This window comes from Streptomyces corynorhini (assembly GCF_003346515.1).
Taxonomy (GTDB): domain Bacteria; phylum Actinomycetota; class Actinomycetes; order Streptomycetales; family Streptomycetaceae; genus Streptomyces; species Streptomyces corynorhini.
Genome location: NZ_QQNA01000121.1, coordinates 1 through 18,733, shown reverse-complemented (window position 1 = coordinate 18,733; position 18,733 = coordinate 1). Strand labels below are relative to the sequence as shown.

Below are 18,733 nucleotides of genomic sequence, written 5' to 3'. Positions count from 1 at the left end.
AACTCACCCGCCTGGCCGAGAACCTGCTGAGCGAGCCGACCGTCCGCAACCTGTGGCGCCAGCAGCTCTCGCTGACGCGGGTATTCGACCGGCTGGAGGAATTCCCCGCCGACAACTGGCAGGACCGCTGGCTGCTGAGCGGGTCCGATGACTTGGGCTCCGGCTGGGGACCGCAAGGGCTCAGCGCGGGCACCAGGTCACGGTTCACCGCTGGCCTGGGGGCCTTGATCGTCCTCCAGGTGGTCCGGCCCTCCTACGGTTGGCTGTTCGGCAGCCGCCTCTGGACGTCTACGACGCCTACCGTCGCCACAACCAGCCGGTCCTGTTCGCCGAACTCCAACAGCACGCCGGCGGACAGCGCTGCGACGAGCACGCGACCGAGGCCCTGAACGTGGTCACCCGCATGAGCATCGTCACCGGCAAGGACCTGCTGGCCTTGGATCTGGAGGACCTCACCGACTACGCCGGGGCTCGTTTGGCCAGTGGCCGGACAGTGACAGCGCTGCCGCTCGCCTACGACATCCTGCACGCGGTCGGCGGCCTCAAGGACACGGAGACCGTCAACGGCGGCCTGCCGATCCACATCGCCGCGAAACTCCTTGACCACCTCGATCTCAACACCACTCAGGCATACGTCGCGGTCTATCCCGAGGAGGTCATCCGCCACTACCGGCAGTTCGTCGACCAGCGCCGGACCGACCGCCCCAGCGAGGAGTACCGCGAGCCCAGCGACACCGAGTGGCAGGACTTCCGTGACCACTTCACCTCCGCAAGGTCGCCCTCGGCACCTGCGACCGCCCCTACGGGACCCCTTGCCAGCATGAAAAAGCCTGCGTCAGGTGCCCCATGCTCCGCCTGGACCTGGTCCAGGAGCCCCGGCTGCTGGAGATCGAGACCAACACCCGCCAGCATCTCGGGGAGACCCAGCGGATGCAGTGGCTCGGGGAGGTCGCCGTCCTGCAGGAGAGCCTGCGGCACATCGCCGACAAAAAACAGCAGGCCGAACGCCTGCGAGCTCAAGCCGACCGAGGCGAGGACGGCGTCACTGCCCTGGGCTGACCTCGATGCCAGGACACTGTCGTCCGGTGCGGCGCTAATCGTCGTCCGGCTCCGTTGGCAGGGCGGGCCGGGGGCTCTCGTCGGGCACAACTACCAGGCGTACGGCCATGTGCCGTGAGTCGGGTGGGTGGTCACCGGGCTCCGTCAGATATTTGCGTAGAAGTGTCTGGTACTCCTCAACGAATGTGGCGACCTGCTCCTTCGTCATCCGCAATCCAGCGCGGTAGATCTGGTTCCAGCCTGCGGAGGAGTCGTACCCGGCGTATGCGCTCACGACCAGGTTCAGGTCGTGGGTCATCTTGAGGGCGCCGATCTTCACCGCGGCCTCGCGTTCGTCGGCCGTCAACTCCAGGCCCGGCGGCGTGAAGATGTCCGTCATGAGTGACTTCCACCAGCGTTCCCGGCCGGTGGACCGCTCCTCGATCTCAGCAATCAGCTTGAGGTCGGCGAGTTTGCGCAGGTGGTAACTGGTGGTGCCGGTGCTTTCACCGAGGGCCTTGGCGACGCGGGTGGAGTTCGCTTCACCGTGCTCGCCGAGGTAGCTCAGGATGTCGCGGCGCACCGGGTTGGACAGTGCCTTGTAGAAGGCTTTGAGGTCCGGGCCGGTGAGCACTCTCTTCTCGGGGTGCTCGACCATGCCGACCAGCGTACCGCAGAGACTCTCTGCAGCTTTCACAGAGATTATTTGCAGAATATCTCTGCAATCGATACTTTAGTTCAAGAGGGCGCCAGCGGGCGCCGGGACGCTCGGGGGTCGAGATGCGAAAAAAACTGTTCGGGAGGCTGTTACTGGCCACAGGGCTGGCATTGGTGCCGTGGCTTGCGGTGCTGTGGACGACACTGCCGGACCCCTATCCGGCGCAGCACTGGCGGGTCGCCTGGGTCGGCTTCGATGCGTTGGAGATCGCCGGTCTGCTGACGTCGGCGATGCTGGTCCGGCGTAGTGACCACCGGGCGCCGCTGGCGTCAGTCGCGACAGCCGTGTTGTTGCTGGTCGACGCCTGGTTTGACGTCATGACGGCCGGGCACTACGTCGTCATCTCACTGACGCTGGCCTGCACGCTGGAACTCCCCCTGGCGGCATTGTGCGCTGTCTTCGCGCTGCGGCCGCCGATGGTGGCTTCCGTTCAAGCAACTGCGGTGCAGCGGGTGGCTGTCCATGCCTGAATCACTGGATGCCCAGATGCGGGACGAGATCGACGATCAGGTCGCGGAGGCGTTCGACGCCTACCTGGCCGACAGGTTGGCCGAACCGGGGCCACTGCGCGCGTCACTGGCATTGAGGCGCAGCACCAGGCTGGTGCTGGGCACAGTCGGATTGGGCGCACTTGCCACGGCTCTGGCACCGGACGCAAGCGCCGTCGTCTGCTGGATCTGGGGAGCGATCGCGGTGATAGATCTCGTCTGGCTGCTGACCGCACGCCGCCGTTGAGGGTCCGTGGACCGAGCCCTCGCCTGCCAGTCGATCTCACTTGGTCCATGGAGTCGGGGGCTCATAGCGACCGGCCGAACAAGGCGGAGTTGAGAGTGAAGATGTACGTCGCGCACGGGCGCTCACTCCCGTTACCAGCTCATCAGCGGATAAGCCGCTTACCCAGCGCTGCTGGTTAGTACAGAGAAGGGTCTTCGCCTCCTGCGGCCAGGAAGCCTTCTTCGAAGGACATGTGCACGCTCTCCGCACGCTGAACCGGTATCCCCCGAAGCAAGATCCGCTACGACAACCTGACGTCAGCCGTCGCCCAGGTCCTGGGGCTCAACCGGGCCAGGGTGGAGACCGACCGGTGGATCGCCTTCCGTTCACACTTCACCTTCACCGACTCCCGACTCTGCGCGGCCATCGTCTACCGCCTCACCTTCAACGAGCCCATCATCGAGACCGGCACCGTCCTACCGACTCGCCAGCACCCGAGCACGAGCCGAATCACCCACTCAGGCCAGTTGAATCATCGGGAACAGATCACGCTGACCAGAGTGAACGATGCGTAGAACGGCCCCCTGGAGAGGCTGGCAAACCAGCGATGGCCGCGGTTTCGATCGATGTGGCCGTCGTCGATGGCTTTCTGCATATTGCGGCCGAGGCCCAGGGTGTGGTCCGCCTCTTGGAAGTCACGGAAGACCGGTGTTGTGGCGAGCACCGCTTCGACGTGGAAGCCAGCCTGTTCGGCGAGGCGTGCGAGGCTGCGTCCGATGGTTGCGTGGCGGACCACTTCTGCAGTGGTGTAGCGGGTGAAGGCGCGGCTCGTCTCAAGGTCCTCGGCGTCGACAATCAGGGTGTCCCAGTCGGGCTCGGCAAGGCCGATCCGGGCGCCTGGCCGAGTTGTGCGATGGAGCTGCGTAAGAGCGTCTGCGGGATCGGCGACATGCATCAAAACTCGGTCGATCTTGGCCCGGTCCACCACGCTCGGCTCGATGGGCAGGGCGTGCACGTCACCTTCACGGACCTGCACCTGATGCAGGCTGTTCGTGTGTTCCCGGGCCTGGGCGAGCATGGCCGGGTCCCGGTCTACACCGATTACCGTGCCGCTGTCCCCGACACGACCTGCCAGCGCCGGCAGATCGGTGCCCGGGCCACACCCCACGTCCAGGACGGTCTGGCCCGCCTGGACGTCCAACAAGTCCAGCATCTGCTGCTTGTACGCACGTCCGGCGTCACCGGCAGCGACCCGCAACATGTAGGAAGCCTGGTCAGGTCGGGACACACCAAGAGTCGATGACATGCAGGCCAGTCAAACACTCGGGCTCACCGCCTGACGTCATTTCTCGTGAACACGCACGAGCGCCGAAATCACCAACTGCTGACCGAACGGGCAAACTAATACTGCCCGTTGAAGTAAGCGAAGCCGGTCTCTCCTGCACCGATCTGATCCGGCACGTGCTGCTCACCGCGTTCACCGAACCTGTTTACCTTCCGTGGCGGATGATGGGCCCATGACCGGCTCTTCGACGACGCGTCCCGTCCCGTACTGCGCGCAGTGGCAATCCGCGGATCCGGTACCGGAGTTCATCTCCGGTACCAGGCCGGCCGCCGATGATCCGCCGTGGCAGAGATCCGGGGCGGGCACCGCCCGGGAGTACGGCTTCTGGGCCCCGCGCATCTGCGGGATGGCCTGCCCGCGCGTGGCCCTGGACCGCTGGGGCCACCCCGTGCCGCTCCTGCGCGAGGCGCTGGCGGCCGGCGCCTACGTCCGCGACGGTGGGGGCCGCCCGAGCCGACGGGGCTTCGGTGCGCGCCCTGTTCGCCGCCGCCGGGGAACTGCGCGACAGCGGCGGGGACGTGTCCTGGGCCGTCGCCGGGAACGACATCTTCGGCCTCGTCCGCTCCTCCCCGCGCCTGTGACGCCGACGGGCAGGGGCGGGACGGGCGGATACCGCGGCCCCATTCCCGTACGAGCGGCGCGGGAGGCGTGAGCGTGCGTGCCATGCGACATGACCGGTTCGGCGGCCCGGAGGTCCTGAAGGAGGTCGAGGTGCCGGACCCGGTCGCGGGGCCGGGCGAGGTCGTGGTCGAGGTGGAGGCCGCCGGGGTCAACTTCGGTGACATCAAAGAGATCGCCGGTGAACTCACCGAGGGACCGTACGCGAGGAAAGGACCCCTGCCGCACATCCCCGGCATGGAGGTCGTCGGCCGGACCGGGGACGGCAGACGCTGTGTCGGTTACCTCCGGCAGGGCGGATACGCGACGAAGGCCGTCGTCGCCGAACGGGACCTGGCCCCGCTGCCGCCGGAGGTCGCGGCCGGCGGGGCACTGGCGCTCCTGGTGCAGGGCCTGACGGCGTGGCACCTGCTGCGGTCGGTGGCCCGCGTGCGGCCCGGGGAGAGCGTTGTGGTCCACGCCGCCGCGGGCGGTACGGGCTCTCTCGCCGTACAGCTCGCGCGTGAGTTCGGAGCGGGACGGGTGATCGCCACGGCATCGTCCGAGGACAAGCGTGCGCTCGCGCTCGAACTCGGTGCCGACGTGGCCGTCGACGGGGAGGCGGACGGCTACCGGGAAAGAGTCGTCGACGCCAACCATGGACAGCCGGCCGACGTCATCCTGGATGCCGTCGGCGGCCCGGTCCTCGACGCCGCTGTCGGCGCGCTCGGGTACTTCGGACGCCTGGTGACCTACGGGGCCTCTTCCCGGCGGGCCGCCACGGCCATCCCACCGGCCCGGCTCGCGGTGGAGAACATCACGGTCGGCGGCTTCTGGCTCATTCCGCTCATCACCCGCGACGGGGCGGGCGGCAGGGCGCTGGAGGAACTGCTCGACCTCACGGCGCGCGGCCGTCTGCGGCCTCTGGTCGGCTCCGAGTACCCACTCGAACGCGCACGCGACGCGCATGAGGACCTCCTGAGCCGCCGGACGAAGGGCAAGCTGGTCCTCCTGCCCCGGGCCCCGTCTTCGAAGTAGCGCCGTCCGCCCCAAAGGCGGGGTCGACGGCGTCCGGTGCGCTGCGCTCGCTGCGCCTCGGCGTTTGACGCTTCGGATGCCGAGCGCTCCCGCACGGCGGAGGGTCGCCCCCGTACCGGATGTACCGGGGGCGACCCCGACAACGCCGCGCGGTGTCGTTCCGGCAGGCGAGTCACGCGACGGACAAACGGGTTGCGGTGGAAGATCGTGACGCGGACGCTTCCACCGTGAGGATGCATGCCGACCAGCTGACGGTGTCGCCCGAGACGGTGCGCGCTCTGGTGGATCAACAGTTTCCCGCGTGGCGGAGCCTGCCGGTCAGGAGTGTCGCGGCGGGAGGAACCGACAACGCCGTCTTCCGTGTGGGCGACCGGTTCGCGGCTCGGTTCCCTCTGGTGTCTGTGGACGTCGAGTCGAAGCGGCGCTCGCTGGAGTCCGAGGCCGAAGCGGCTCGCGAACTGGTGGGCCGCACTCGTTTCGCCGTGCCCGCGCCGGTCGCGCTCGGTGAACCCGGGGCCGGGTACCCGCTTCCGTGGTCGGTGCAGACATGGCTGCCCGGCACCGTGGCCGTCGACGAGGATCCGGGCGCGTCATCGGCGTTCGCGCGTGACCTGGCCGATCTCATCGGCGACCTGCGCGCGATCGACACGCGTGGCCGCGTGTTCGCCGGGACGGGCCGAGGAGGCGATCTGCGGTCGCACGACGCGTGGATGGAGACCTGTTTCAGGCACAGTGAGCGACTTTTGGATGTGGCCGCGCTCCGCCGTATCTGGGCGACGTCGCGCGTTCTGCCGCGCGGTGCGGCCGAGGACGTCATGGCCCATGGTGATCTGATTCCGGGCAATGTGCTCGTGTCCGCCGGTCGGCTCGCGGGGGTTCTCGATGTCGGAGGGGCCGGGCCCGCTGACCCTTCGCTGGATCTCGTGAGCGCGTGGCATCTGCTCGAAGCGGGTCCGCGGCGGATGCTCCGGGCTCACCTGGGCAGCGACGATCTCGAATGGGAGCGGGGCAGGGCGTGGGCCTTCGTCCAGGCGATGGGGCTGGTCTGGTACTACGTCGAGAGCAACCCGGGCATGAGCCGGATGGGTCGACGATCCTTGGAACGCATCCTGGCGGACGCGTAGTTCGCCTCCGCGCCCGGCGTCCCTACCCGCGAGTAGAGACGGTGCCGGCCCTCGTGCGACAGGGAAAGAAAGGCAGAGTCCCTGGTCAACGCGGGCAGTATTCTTCGCCCCTGCGCTACCTGACGGACGTCCGCGCGCCCGGTAACGTCAGCGCGTGAGCCTCTGGACTTCCCTTGAGCCCGCGTCCACCACGGTGGACCCCGGCGACACGACCACCGTGCGGCTGCGCATACGCAACACCGGTGACGTCGTCGACGAGTACCGCTTCGTTCCCGTCGGTGATGTTGCCCCGTACATCACCATCGAACCCTCATCCATCCGGCTTTTTCCGGGGACCACGGGCACCCTCCACCTCACCTTCTCGCCCCCGCGCACCCCGGACGCGATCGCAGGACCGCATCCGTACGGAGTGCAGGTCGTCCCGACGGAGCAGTCGGGCGCCACCACGGTCGTCGAGGGCAACGTCAGCTTCACCCCGTTCACGGAGGTGAGGACCGAGCTGGTCCCGCCGACCGTGAAGGGATGGTTCCGCGGCCGGCCCAAGCTGGCCATCGACAACCTCGGCAACACCCGCCTCACCGCCTCCCTCGCCGGCAGCGACAACGGCGATTCGCTCTCGTACGAACTGTTTCCCGCCAGTGTGCAGATCGAGCCGGGCCGCGCCGCGTTCGTGGACGCGAGGCTCAAGCCCCGGCGGATCATCTGGTTCGGCCCGAAACAGGAACGGCCTTACGCGCTGGGCCTGCAACGATCGGGTACGGCTCGGCTCGATACGGAGGGGACGTACGTACAGCGGGGCCTCCTGCCCCTCTGGCTCGCCACCGTGCTCAGCGGCGTCCTCGCGCTGGCGATCGCCCTCACCGTGCTCTGGTTCGCCTATCAGCCCTCGGTGCGCACCCTCGCGCAGGAGCAGCCGCAGTCGGTCGCCGCCCACGCGATTCCCACGACGGAGCCGTCGAAGCCGCCGACTCTGCCCACCGCGGAGGCGCCCGCCGCCGCGCCCAGCGCCCCCGTGCCGGAGTCCCCGGCCGAGGAGAAGGACGGCGGGAAGCCGGGCGGCGGCGAGGAGAAGGAGGAGCCGGCCGAGACGGTCGAGAACACCGCGGCGGTCGCCGTGACCAAACTGAACGAGCGGACACCGGGCCGGCACATCTGCTACCGGGCCTATGTACGGGGCACCGGCTGGCAGGACCCGGTGTGCGACGGGCTCACGTCGGGCACGGAGGGACAGGACCGGCCCCTCGAGAGCATCAACATCGCGGTGTCCGGCACGAACGGCATGGCCGCCAACGGGTACATCGAGAACACGGACTGGGAGCCGAAGTGGAAGGGCGCCGAGAACCTCAAGGACGTGTACATCGGCACCCCGGACCAGGAGGCGTTCATGCGGGGGCTGGCGATCAGCGTCGGTGAGGGAAGCGTCTGTGTCACCGCGCGGGTCCACACCCAGGAATGGCAGCAGAAGGCGTGCTCCGATCCCGGCGGTTACAAGTTCGGCGGCACCTTGATCAAGGATCTGTCCCTTGAGGCCTTCAAGCTCATCGTGTGACGGCCGGAGGCCGGAGAGCGGACGATCCGTGCGGCACATGAGCTGAGTGTCCGAGGCCGTCGGAGCGGAGCGGCGGGGCGCGCGATCGCCGGTCGGCCCCGCGGTGGGCCGGAGCGCTCGCCGGACACCGCACTCCGTCGCGGCCCGCCGCGCGGACGCCCCGCCGGAGCCGTTCCGGCGGGGCCTCGTCGCATCGGCGGGCCGCGCGGTGCTGTCGCGCTCAGCGGCCGGAGCCGTCCGCGCCCGGCATCACCGGCCCGATGCCGGTTCCGGCGAGCCAGTCGCGGATCAGCCCGGCGGTGGCGGCGGCGTGCTCGTTGGTGAGGGTGAAGTGGTCGCCGGGGGTGGTCAGGGTGGTCGTGACGCAGGGCAGCTCCGTGCGCCACCGCTCCGGTGCCGGATCCGCGCCGGGCGGCGCCGGGAGCGGGTCGGAGGCGCGCAGGAGCAGCGTCGGGAAGGGCACGGGGCCGGGCGTCCAGGTGTGCAGGAGGTCCACGGTCCAGGCGTAGGCGGACAGGTGCGCGGCGGTGTAGCCGCCGGCCTGCCGCTCCCGTTCGTACAGGGCGTGCCAGAGGTGGGGCCGCAGCGACGCGGCGGCGGGGGTGTCCAGGCCGTAGGTGTCCAGGAGGACGACGGCGCGTACCGGTGTGCCGTGGGCGGCGAGGTACCGGGCCGTCTCGTGGGCGAGGATGCCGCCGGAGGAGGTGCCGAGCAGGACGACGGGCGCGCCGTCGGCCGTGCCGTCCGTGCCGGGGGCGCCGGGGGCGCCGGGGGCGCCGTCGGCACCGGAGGCGACGGCCCCGGCCAGCCCGGCGACGAGCGCCTCCCGCGTGGCGGGCAGCGGCTCGTCGGGGCCGAAGCCCGGTGGGGTCAGGCAGGAGATGGACCAGTCGTCCGGGAGGGACCCGGCGAGCGTGAAGTACGTGTGCGGTCCGGTCAGCGGCACGACAGGCGCCACGCACACCAGGCGGGTGCCGGTGCCGCCCGCGGTGAGCCGGTCCACGACGGGCGGCACGGGCTCGGCGCTTCTCGGTCGCAGGGCCGCGAGTCCGCGCAGCAGCGTGCCCGCCTCGTCGAGGCGGCCGGCCCGTACGGCGTCCCGGTGCAGGCGGGTGACCAGGTCGTCGGGCACGCCGTCGGTGGGGGCGGTGTCCTCCTGTCCGTCGGAGTCGGGCGCGGAGTCGAGGAGTTCGAGCAGGTGGTCGGCGAGGGCGGCCGGGGTCGGACGGGTGAGGACGACGGTGCTGGGCAGGGCCGTACCGGTGGCCGCGGCCAGCCGGTTGCGCAGGTCGACGGCGGCCAGCGAGTCCGTTCCCGCGTCGCGGAACGCCGTGTGCTCGCCCACCGCGTCCGCCGAGGTGTGGCCCAGCGTCGCCGCCGCCTCGCCCCGTACGAGATCCAGCACCAGTTGCCGCCGCCGCGGGCCCGTGGCGTCCCGCAGCCGCGCCCGGAATCCGCCGCCGTCGGCCGCCGGTGCGGCGGCGGCCCCGGCCGGGTGCCGCGCCTCGGCGAGTTCGCCGAGGAACGGGCTCGGGCGGGCCGCGGTGAAGACGGGCAGGTAGCGCTCCCAGTCGATGTCGGCGAGCGTCAGCACGGTCTCGCCGTCGTGCAGGGCTCGGGCGAGTGCGGCCAGTGCGGGTTCGCTGTCGAGGAACGACACCCCGCTGCGGGCGAGTTGGTCGCTGTCGTGCCCGCTCATCGCGGCGCGCAGGGCCTGCCAGGGGCCGAACGAGACCGCCGTCGCCGGGGCGCCGCGCGCGCGGCGCCGCGACGCCAGCGCCTCCAGATAGGCGTTGGCCGCCGCCTGCGCGGCGTGCCGCCCGCTGCCCCAGGTGCCCGCGACCGACGAGAACAGCACGAACGCGTCGAGGTCGGCGTCGTCGAGGAGCGCGTCGAGGTGTTCGGCGCCCGCGACCTTCGCCCGCACCGTGGCGTCGAGGTGCGCGGGGTCGGCGGTCGCGAGGGGTTCGAGCGCGCCCGAACCCGCCGTGTGCACCACGGCGCGCACGGGCCCGCCGTCGGCCGCGAGCCGTTCCAGCAGCGCGGCGACGGCCTCCCGGTCGGTCAGGTCGCAGGCCACCACCTCGGCGGTCGTGCCGAACGCGGTCAGCTCCGCGACGAGTTCGGCCGCGCCGGGCCCGTCGGGGCCGCGCCTGCTGGTCAGTACCAGGCGTTCGGCGCCCTGCCGGGCCAGCCAGCGGGCGACCTGGCCGCCCACCGCGCCCGTACCGCCCGTCACCAGTGTCGTGCCGACGGGCGCCCAGGTGCCGGGGAAGCCGTCGGGCGCGGGCGCGCGGACGAGCCGACGGGCGAGAACACCGGAGGGCCGCACGGCCGTCTCGTCCTCGTCGGAGCCGGCCGCGAGCACGGCGGCGAACCGGCGGGCCGTCCCGGGGTCGAGCCGCTCCGGCAGGTCGGTCAGCCCGCCCCAGAGCGAGGGCGCCTCCAGGGCCGCGGTGCGGCCGACGCCGAGGACCATCGCCTGCCGCGGGCGGCGCACGGGGTCCGCCGGGCCGGTCGAGACCGCGCCGCGGGTCACCGCCCACAGCGGCGCCGTCGCACCGGACGCCGCCAGCGCCCGCACCAGCGCCACGGTCAGCACCAGACCGGCGGGCGCCACGTGCCCGGCGGCCGGCCGGCTCTCCTCTGCCGCCGCGAGCAGCGACACCACCCCGGTGGCGTGGCCGATCCCGGCGTCGGCGAGCCGGGCGGCCAGTACCCGCGGCAGTGTCTCCGGATCGGTGTCGCAGGGCTCCAGGGCCACGCGGCGCACCTCGGCGCCGTGCGCGGTCAGGGCGGCCCGTACGTCCGCGTCCCGCGCCTCGTCGGCGGTGGCCGTCACCACCAGCCAGGTCCCGGTGAGCCGCGGGAGGGCGGCGGGGAGCCGCAGGGCGCGCCAGCCGGTGCGGTAGCGCCAGCCGCCGGTGAGGGACTCCTGCCCGCGCCCGCGGTGCCACGCCGACAGCGCCGGGAGGACGGCGCCGAGCGCGCCCTCGCCTCCGGCGTCCAGCCCGATGAGCGCGGCCACCGTGCCGGTGTCCTGCCGCGTCACCGCTTCCCACAGCGGTGCGTCGGCCTCCCCGGTGCGCGCGGCCGGGCCGCCGGGGACGGCAGGTGCGCTCCAGTACGACGCGCGCTGGAACGCGTACGTCGGCAGGTCGACCCGTCGGGCGCCGGGGAACACGGCGCGCCAGTCGACCGGCACGCCGTGGGCGTGTGCCTCGCCGAGCGCGCGCAGCAGGCGGTCCCGGCCGCCCTCGTCACGGCGCAGGGTGCCGAGGGTGACGGCGCGGCTGCCCGCGTTCTCGATGATCGCGCTGGTGCCGACGGCGAGCACCGGGTGCGGGCCGACCTCGATCAGTACGCCGTAGCCCTCGTCGAGCAGGCCCGCGGCCGTCCCGGCGAAGGACACGGTCTGCCGCAGGTTCCGGTACCAGTAGCGGGCGTCCAGCCCCGCGGTGTCCAGCCGGGTGCCGGTCACGGTGGAGTGGAACGGCACCGCGGAGGCGCGGGGGGCGACCGGTGCCAGCAGCTCCAGCAGCTCCTGTTCGATCTCGTCGATGTGCGCGGAGTGGGCGGCGAAGTCCACGCCGGACAGCCGCCAGCGCATCACTCCGGCCTTGGACAGGCGGCGTTCGACCCGGTCGAGCGCGTCCGGGTCGCCGGACAGGGTGAGGGTTCCCGGCCCGTTCACCGCCGCGACCGACACCGTGCCCGGCGCGTCGTCCGGCGCGTCGGCCGCCGCCTCTTCGAGCAGTTCGCGCACCCGCTCGGGCGACGCCAGCACCGACATCATGGCGCCGCGCCCGGACAGCCGCCCGCGGATGAGGCGGCTGCGCAGCGCCACCACGCGCGCGCCGTCGTCCAGCGACAGGGCGCCGCAGGCGCAGGCCGCGGCGACCTCGCCCTGGGAGTGGCCGACCACGGCGTCCGGTGCGACGCCGTACGAGCGCCACACCGCGTCGAGGCCCAGCATGACCGTCCACAGGACGGGTTGCAGCACGTCGGGGCGGCCCTCCATGGGAGGGGCGTCCGGGGCGCCGCGCAGTACGTCGGTGACGGACCAGTCGACGTAGGGGGCCAGGGCCGCCTCGCACGCGGCGACGCGGGCGGCGAACACGGGCGAGCTGTCGAGGAGTTCGGCCCCCATGCCGGGCCAGGCCGCGTCCTGGCCGGGGAAGACGAAGACGACCGGGCGGCGTTCGGGCGCCGTCCCGCGCAGGATGTTCGGGTCGGGAGCGCCCGAGGCCAGCGCCGCCAGACTCGCGCGCAGCGCGGCGCGGTCCTCGCCGACGAGTACCGCCCGGTGCTCGAAGCCCGCGCGGGTGGTCGCCAGTGAGTACCCGATGTCGGCGGGGCGCGGGCCGGGGCGGTCGTCCGCGTACGCGAGGAGCTTCGCGGCCTGGGCGCGCAGCGCGTCCTGCGACCGGCCCGCGAGCGGCCAGGCCGTGGGGCCGTCGGGCGCGTCACGGTGCGGCGTCGTCCCTTCCGGCGGCGGCTCGGGGGTGGACTCCGCCGCCGGGGCCTGCTCCAGCACGGCGTGCGCGTTGGTCCCGCTCATGCCGAACGCCGAGACCGCGTACCGTCTCGGCCGCCCCAGGTCCGGCCAGGGCGTCGGCTCCGTGATCAGGCTGATCTCGCCCGCGTCCCAGTCGACGCGCGAGGACGGCTCGTCGGCGTGCAGGGTCCGCGGCAGCCGGTCGTGCCGCAGCGACAGCACCGCCTTGATGACGCCCGCGATGCCCGCCGCGGCCTGGGTGTGCCCGATGTTGGACTTGACCGAGCCGACCAGCAGCGGCGGGTTGCCGCCCCGGTCCCGGCCGTACGTCGCCAGCAGCGCGTGCGCCTCGATCGGGTCGCCCAGCGCCGTGCCGGTGCCGTGCGCCTCGATCGCGTCGACATCGCGGGGGCGCAGGCCGCTGTTGGCCAGGGCCTGGCGGATGACGCGCTGCTGGGCGGGGCCGCTCGGGGCGGTCAGCCCGTTCGACGCGCCGTCGGAGTTGACCGCGGACCCGCGCACCACGGCCAGCACCGGGTGTCCGTCGCGCAGGGCGTCCGACAGCTTCGCCAGTACCACCAGGCCGGCGCCCTCGGCGATGCCCATGCCGTCCGCCGACTCCGCGAAGGCCTTGCAGCGCCCGTCGGGCGCCACCACCCGGTGCCTGCTCAGCGACACCAGGATGTCGGGTGCGGCCAGCACCGTCGCGCCGCCCGCGAGGGCGAGGGTGCTCTCCCCCGAGCGCAGCGACTGGCAGGCCAGGTGCAGGGCGACCAGGGACGCCGAGCAGGCGGTGTCGACGGTCACGGCGGGCCCGCCCAGGCCGAGCGCGTAGGCGAGGCGGCCCGACAGCACGCTGGGCATCGTGCCGGTGATCTGGTAGCCGTCGGTGTCCTGGGAGGCTCCCGTGCCGTACTGCTGCGAGGTCGCCGACACGAAGGTGCCGGTCATGGTGGAGCGCAGCGACGCGGGGTCGAGGCCGGCGCTTTCGATGCTTTCCCAGGCGAGTTCCATCAGGATGCGCTGCTGCGGGTCCATCGCGCTCGCCTCGCGCGGGGAGATGCCGAAGAACCCGGCGTCGAACTCGTCCGCGCCGTCGAGGAAGCCGCCGCCCGTGGTGTACGTGTGGCCGGGGCGCGCCGGGTCGGGGTGGTACAGGCCCGGGTCCCAGCCCCGGTCGGCGGGCAGCGGCGAGACGACGTCCGCGCCCGAGGCCAGCACCTCCCACAGTTCCTCGGGCGTGCGGACGCCGCCGGGGAAGCGGCAGCTCATGCCGATGACGGCGATGGGTTCGGCGCCGTCATCGGCGCTGTTCGCGCGCGCCGACGGTGCGTGGCTCCGCCGCGGCCCGGTGGCCGCCGCGTCGCCGGCCAGTGCGTCGTACAGGCGGGCGGCCAGGCTCTCCGGTGTCGGATGGTCGTAGACGAGGGTGGAGGGCAGGCTGAGGCCGGTGCGTCCGCGCAGGGCGTGCCGCAGCTGCTCGGACGTCAGGGAGTCGAAGCCCATGTCCTTGAACGCGCGCCCGGCCCCGACGCGGCTCGCGTCCGGGTGGCCGAGGACGGCCGCGACCTGCTCGCGCAGCAGCCGGAGCAGCGTGCCCCGCGCCTGGTCGGGCGCCAGTGCCAGCAGCCGGTCGCGCAGCCCGGCCGCCGCGTCGGCCCCGGCGGCCGGGTCGGCCCCGGCGGCCGGGTCGGCCCCGGCGGCCGGGTCGGCCCCGGCGGCCGGGTCGGTCAGCGCCGCCGGGCGCCGCGCCGACGCCTCGCGGGCCTCGGGGAGTTCGGCGAACAGGGCGGTGGGGCGCAGGGCGGTGGCCGTGGGCAGGTACCGGTCCCAGTCGATGTCCGCGACCACCGACGTGGCGCGGTCCTCGCACAGCGCCGACTCCAGTGCCAGCAGCGCGGCCTCGGGCGCCATCGGGGCCAGGCCCGCCCGGCGCAGGGGCTCCAGCACGGCGGGGTCGGCGGCCATCCCTGCGTCGGCCCACGAGCCCCAGGCCACCGAGGTGGCGGGCAGTCCTTCGGCGTGCCGCCGCTCGGCCAGCGCGTCCAGGAAGGCGTTGGCGGCGGCGTAGTTGCCCTGCCCGGCCGAGCCCGCGACACCGACGAGCGAGGAGAACAGGACGAACGCGTCGAGTTCCGCGTCCCGGGTCAGCTCGTCCAGGTGGACGGCGGCGTCCGCCTTCGCGCGCAGGACCGCCGCGAGGCGGCTCGGGGTCAGGGCGTCGAGCGGGCTGTCGTCGAGTACCCCGGCCGTGTGCACCACGGCGGACAGCGGCGCCTCCCGGGGGACGCGCGCCAGTACGGCCGCGAGCGCTGCCCGGTCGGAGACGTCGCACGCCTCCACGGTGACCTCGGCGCCCCGCCCGCTCAGTTCGGCGCACAGCTCGGCGGCGCCCGGCGCGTCCTTGCCGCGCCTGCTGACCAGCAGCAGGCGCCCGGCGCCCCGGCGCACCAGCCAGCGCGCGGTAGCGGCGCCCAGCGCGCCCGTGCCGCCGGTGACCAGCACCGTGCCGCGCGGCGTGAACGGCGGGCCCGTACGGGTCGCGTCCGCCGCCGCCCGGCGCACGAGGCGGCGGCCCAGGACGCCCGACTCCCGTACGGCGAGCTGGTCCTCCGCGACGGCGGGGGTGCCGGGCGGTGTGGCGGCGCCGGTCAGCGCGGCCGCGAGCCGTGCGCAGAGGCGGTCGTCCGCGAGCATCGGCGCGTCGACCAGTCCGCCCCAGCGATGCGGGTGTTCGCGCGCCGCCACCAGGCCGAGCCCCCATACGGCGGCCTGTTCGGGCGCGGTGACCCGTTCACCGCCGTGCACGGCGACGGCGCCGCTGGTCGCGCACCACAGGGGCGCGTCCACGTCGGCGTCGCCCAGGGCCTGGACCAGCGCGAGGGTCCTGGCGGTGACGTCGTGTACGCCGCCGGGGCCCGTCGGGCGGCCGAGCGCGGCCGTCAGCGACAGCACCCCGGCGAACGGGGCCGCCCCGGAGGGCAGTCGGCGCACGGCCGACGCCAGCTCCGCCCGCTCCACCGTGTCCGTCTCCAGCACCCGCGTGCCGGGCGGGAACGCGGCGGCCACCGAGCGGGTCCACGCGTCGGCCGCCCCGCCGGGCGGGACGACGAGCAGCCACGGGCCGGTGGTGGCCGGGGCGGCGTCGACCGCCGCCGGGAGCGGCTGCCACCTGACCTCGTAGCGCCAGGCGTCCGCGGACCGGCCGAGGCTGCCCCGGTGCCAGGAGGCCAGCGCGGGCAGCACGGTGTCGACGGCGGTGGCGTCCACGTCGAGCCAGGACGCCAGTGCCGCGCCGTCCTCCCGCTCCACCGCCGCCCAGAAGCCGGCGTCGGCGGTGTCCTGCCGGGCGCCCCGCGGCTCCGGGACGGGCGGGGGCGCGGTCCAGAACCGCTCGCGCTGGAAGGCGTACGTGGGCAGGCCGATCACCGCGGCGCCGGTGGGGGCGAGGACGGTCCGCCAGTCCGGTCCCGCCCCGCGCACGTGCAGGGCGGCCAGTGCGGTGGCGGTGGTCAGCTCCTCGTCGCGGTCGCGGCGCAGCAGGGGGACGGCCAGCGCGGTGGAGGCGTCGGGGAGGCAGTCCCCGGCCATGCCGGACAGCGTCGCGTCCGGGCCGATCTCGACGAACGTGCGCGCGCCCGCGTCGTGCAGGGCGGTGACGGCGTCGGCGAAGCGCACGGCGTCCCTGGCGTGCGCGACCCAGTGTCCGGGTGAACTCAGGGCGTCGGCCACGGGCCGTCCGGTGAGGGTGGAGACGACGGGCAGGCGCGGCGGGGAGAAGGTCAGGCCCTCCAGCACGGCACGGAACTCCGTCAGCATCGGTTCCATCAGCGGGGAGTGGAACGCGTGGCCGACCCGCAGGCGCCTGGTCCTGCGGCCCTGTGCGGCGAACCGTTCCGCGAGCCGTGTCACGGTCCGCTCCTCGCCCGCCAGGACCACCGAGCGGGGCCCGTTGACGGCGGCGAGGGAGGCGTGTGCCTCGTACCCGGCGAGCGAGCGGAGCGCCTCGTCCTCGGTCGCCTGGACGGAGATCATGGCGCCGCCGCCGGGCAGCGCCTGCATCAGCCTGCCGCGCGCGGCGACCAGCGCGCAGGCGTCGGGCAGGGACAGCACCCCGGCCACGTGCGCGGCGGCGATCTCGCCGACGGAGTGCCCGGCGAGGAGGTCGGGCCGTACGCCCCACGACTCCAGCAGCCGGTGGAGGGCCACTTGCAGCGCGAACAGGGCGGGCTGGGCGTAGCCGGTCCGCCGCAGCGGCCCGGCCGAATCGCCGTGCGCCGCGTCGCCGTGCGCCGAATCGCTGTCCGCCGCGTCGCCGTGCGTTCCGGCGTTCTCCGGTCCGGCGTTCTCCGGTCCACTGCCGTCCGGTCCGGTGCCGTCAGTGCTACTACCGTCCGTGCCACTGCCGTCCGGGCCACTGCCGTCCGCGCAGGACTCGCCGCCGTCGCCCAGGACGAGGTCGCGCAGCGAGCGGTCCAGCAGCGGCGAGAGGAGGTCGCACACCTCGTCGAACGCGGCGGCGAAGACGGGGTGGCGCGCGTACAGCGCGCGGCCCATGCCGGGACGCTGGGAGCCCTGGCCCGAGAAGAGGAACGCCACCGCGCCGCACTCCCCGGCCTCCGCCCGCACGACCCCGGCGCCGGGTCGGTCCTCGGCGAGGGCCGTCAGACCGGCGAGGAGTTCGCCGCGCGCGCCGCCCACCACGGCGGCGCGGTACGGGAGATGGGACCGCGTGGTCGCCAGGGAGAGCGCGATGTCGGCCGGGGCGGCGTCGGGCCGCGCGGCGACGTGCGCCGCCAGCCGGGCGGCCTGCGCCCGTAGCGCCGGCTCGGTCCGGCCGGACAGCACCCACGGCACGGCGGGCGCGCCGGACACCGGGGGCGCCGCCCGCGTGGCGGCGGGCACACCCGGCCGCGGGGCGGGCGCCGCCGGGGCGGGCGTCTCGGGGGCCTGCTCCAGGATGACGTGCGCGTTGGTGCCGCTGATGCCGAACGACGACACCCCGGCCCGGCGCGGCCGGCCGGTCTCGGGCCAGGCCACGCGCGCGGCCAGCGGCTCGACGGCGCCCGAGTCCCAGTCGACGTGCGACGACGGCGTGTCCAGGTGGAGTGTGCCGGGCAGTACGCCGTGGCGCATCGCCTCGACCATCTTGATGACCCCGGCGACACCGGCCGCCGCCTGCGTGTGCCCGATGTTGGACTTCACGGACCCCAGCAGCAGCGGCCGTCCCGCCGCCCGGCCGCGCCCGTACGTCGCCAGCAGCGCCTGCGCCTCGATCGGGTCGCCGAGCCGGGTGCCGGTGCCGTGGCCCTCCACCGCGTCCACGTCGGCGGGGACCAGCCCGGCACCGGCCAGCGCCTGCCCGATCACCTGCTGCTGCGCGGCGCCGCTCGGCGCGGTCAGTCCGTTCGACGCGCCGTCGGAGTTGACCGCGGAGCCGCGCACGACGGCGAGGACGCGGCGGCCGTTGCGGCGGGCGTCGGAGAGCCGCTCCAGCACCAGCATGCCGACGCCCTCGCCCCAGCCGGTGCCGTCCGCGGCGTCGGCGTACGCCTTGCAGCGGCCGTCGGGGGCCAGGCCGCCCAGCCGGGCGAACTCCACGAAGATGCCCGGCTCGGACATCACCGTCACGCCTCCGGCGAGCGCCAGCGCGCACTCCCCTGAGCGCAGCGCCTGGGCCGCCAGGTGCAGCGCCACCAGCGACGAGGAGCACGCCGTGTCGACCGTGAGCGCGGGCCCGCGCAGCCCCAGGGCGTACGCGACGCGGCCGGACAGCACGCTCGGTGTAGTGCCGGTCAGCCGGTGGCCCTCCTCGTCGGCCGAGTCCTCGTGCAGCCGGGGGCCGTAGTCCTGCGCCATGGCGCCCACGAAGACGCCGGTCCTGGTGGACCGGAGGGACGACGGGGCGATGGCGGCCCGTTCGACGGCCTCCCAGGCGACCTCCAGCGCGAGGCGCTGCTGCGGGTCCATCGTCACGGCCTCGCGCGGCGCGATGCCGAACATCGCCGCGTCGAAGTCGCCCGCGTCGTAGAGGAATCCGCCCTGTCCGCCCGCCGCGAGTACCTCCGGCGCCCAGCCGCGGTCGGTGGGCAGGGCGGATTCCTCTACGACG

General features: G+C 73.7%; 10 protein-coding genes and 2 pseudogenes. 8 read left to right on the top strand and 4 right to left on the bottom strand.

Annotated features, from left to right (window positions below; translation table 11 throughout):
• Positions 1-253: 253 nt before the first annotated feature.
• Positions 254-760, bottom strand: coding sequence for a hypothetical protein (locus tag DVH02_RS16690; RefSeq protein WP_114624602.1), 507 nt, complete (start codon positions 758-760; stop codon positions 254-256).
• Between the two features lie 86 nt (positions 761-846).
• Here DVH02_RS16690 and DVH02_RS16685 point away from each other — a divergent pair, with 86 nt between their 5' ends.
• Positions 847-1,059 carry a hypothetical protein gene (locus tag DVH02_RS16685; RefSeq protein ID WP_114624601.1) on the top strand — a complete coding sequence of 71 codons (213 nt, stop codon included), beginning with the start codon at positions 847-849 and terminating at the stop codon, positions 1,057-1,059.
• 34 nt (positions 1,060-1,093) lie between these two features.
• Here DVH02_RS16685 and DVH02_RS16680 read toward each other — a convergent pair whose 3' ends face one another.
• Positions 1,094-1,696: an ArsR/SmtB family transcription factor gene (locus tag DVH02_RS16680; protein ID WP_114624600.1), complete on the bottom strand. Its 603-nt coding sequence runs from the start codon at positions 1,694-1,696 to the stop codon at positions 1,094-1,096.
• 122 nt (positions 1,697-1,818) lie between these two features.
• On the opposite strand from DVH02_RS16680, the gene DVH02_RS16675 reads away from it, so the two are divergent.
• From DVH02_RS16675 to DVH02_RS36190, 3 genes and pseudogenes are all read left to right on the top strand, one after another.
• Complete coding sequence (locus tag DVH02_RS16675; RefSeq protein WP_199566314.1) at positions 1,819-2,226, top strand: hypothetical protein; 408 nt, start codon at positions 1,819-1,821, stop codon at positions 2,224-2,226.
• Positions 2,219-2,491 (top strand): hypothetical protein, encoded by a 273-nt coding sequence (locus DVH02_RS16670; RefSeq protein ID WP_114624599.1) that lies wholly within the window; start codon positions 2,219-2,221, stop codon positions 2,489-2,491. The genes DVH02_RS16675 and DVH02_RS16670 overlap by 8 nt, the downstream gene beginning before the upstream one ends.
• A gap of 374 nt (positions 2,492-2,865) precedes the next feature.
• Positions 2,866-3,001, top strand: a pseudogene (locus tag DVH02_RS36190) (IS21-like element helper ATPase IstB); the annotation flags it as partial.
• Between the two features lies 1 nt (position 3,002).
• Here DVH02_RS36190 and DVH02_RS16655 read toward each other — a convergent pair.
• Positions 3,003-3,776: a methyltransferase domain-containing protein gene (locus DVH02_RS16655; protein WP_114624598.1), complete on the bottom strand. Its 774-nt coding sequence runs from the start codon at positions 3,774-3,776 to the stop codon at positions 3,003-3,005.
• A 476-nt stretch (positions 3,777-4,252) separates the two neighbouring features.
• On the opposite strand from DVH02_RS16655, the gene DVH02_RS35185 reads away from it, so the two are divergent.
• The 4 genes from DVH02_RS35185 (at position 4,253) to DVH02_RS16635 (ending at position 8,123) form a co-directional block, all read left to right on the top strand.
• Positions 4,253-4,396, top strand: a complete 144-nt coding sequence (locus tag DVH02_RS35185) for a hypothetical protein (protein WP_158575900.1) — start codon at positions 4,253-4,255, stop codon at positions 4,394-4,396.
• 82 nt (positions 4,397-4,478) lie between these two features.
• Positions 4,479-5,450, top strand: coding sequence for a quinone oxidoreductase family protein (locus tag DVH02_RS16645; protein WP_325051375.1), 972 nt, complete (start codon positions 4,479-4,481; stop codon positions 5,448-5,450).
• A 227-nt stretch (positions 5,451-5,677) separates the two neighbouring features.
• The gene (locus DVH02_RS16640; RefSeq protein WP_199566313.1) at positions 5,678-6,574 is read left to right on the top strand and encodes an aminoglycoside phosphotransferase family protein; all 897 of its coding nucleotides are present in this window, start codon (positions 5,678-5,680) and stop codon (positions 6,572-6,574) included.
• A gap of 154 nt (positions 6,575-6,728) precedes the next feature.
• Positions 6,729-8,123: a COG1470 family protein gene (locus DVH02_RS16635; RefSeq protein WP_114624595.1), complete on the top strand. Its 1,395-nt coding sequence runs from the start codon at positions 6,729-6,731 to the stop codon at positions 8,121-8,123.
• A 220-nt stretch (positions 8,124-8,343) separates the two neighbouring features.
• On the opposite strand, the pseudogene DVH02_RS36185 reads toward DVH02_RS16635, so the two are convergent.
• Positions 8,344-18,720, bottom strand: a pseudogene (locus DVH02_RS36185) (type I polyketide synthase); the annotation flags it as partial.
• Between the last annotated feature and the right edge of the window lie 13 nt (positions 18,721-18,733).

Excerpts from the sequence above, each read along its gene's own strand:
- DVH02_RS16685 (WP_114624601.1), top strand. The coding sequence starts at position 847 with ATGCTCCGCCTGGACCTGGTCCAGGAGCCCCGGCTGCTGGAGATCGAG.
- DVH02_RS16680 (WP_114624600.1), bottom strand. The coding sequence starts at position 1,696 with ATGGTCGAGCACCCCGAGAAGAGAGTGCTCACCGGCCCGGACCTCAAA.
- DVH02_RS16675 (WP_199566314.1), top strand. The coding sequence starts at position 1,819 with ATGCGAAAAAAACTGTTCGGGAGGCTGTTACTGGCCACAGGGCTGGCA.
- DVH02_RS16670 (WP_114624599.1), top strand. The coding sequence starts at position 2,219 with ATGCCTGAATCACTGGATGCCCAGATGCGGGACGAGATCGACGATCAG.
- DVH02_RS16655 (WP_114624598.1), bottom strand. The coding sequence starts at position 3,776 with ATGTCATCGACTCTTGGTGTGTCCCGACCTGACCAGGCTTCCTACATG.
- DVH02_RS16645 (WP_325051375.1), top strand. The coding sequence starts at position 4,479 with ATGCGACATGACCGGTTCGGCGGCCCGGAGGTCCTGAAGGAGGTCGAG.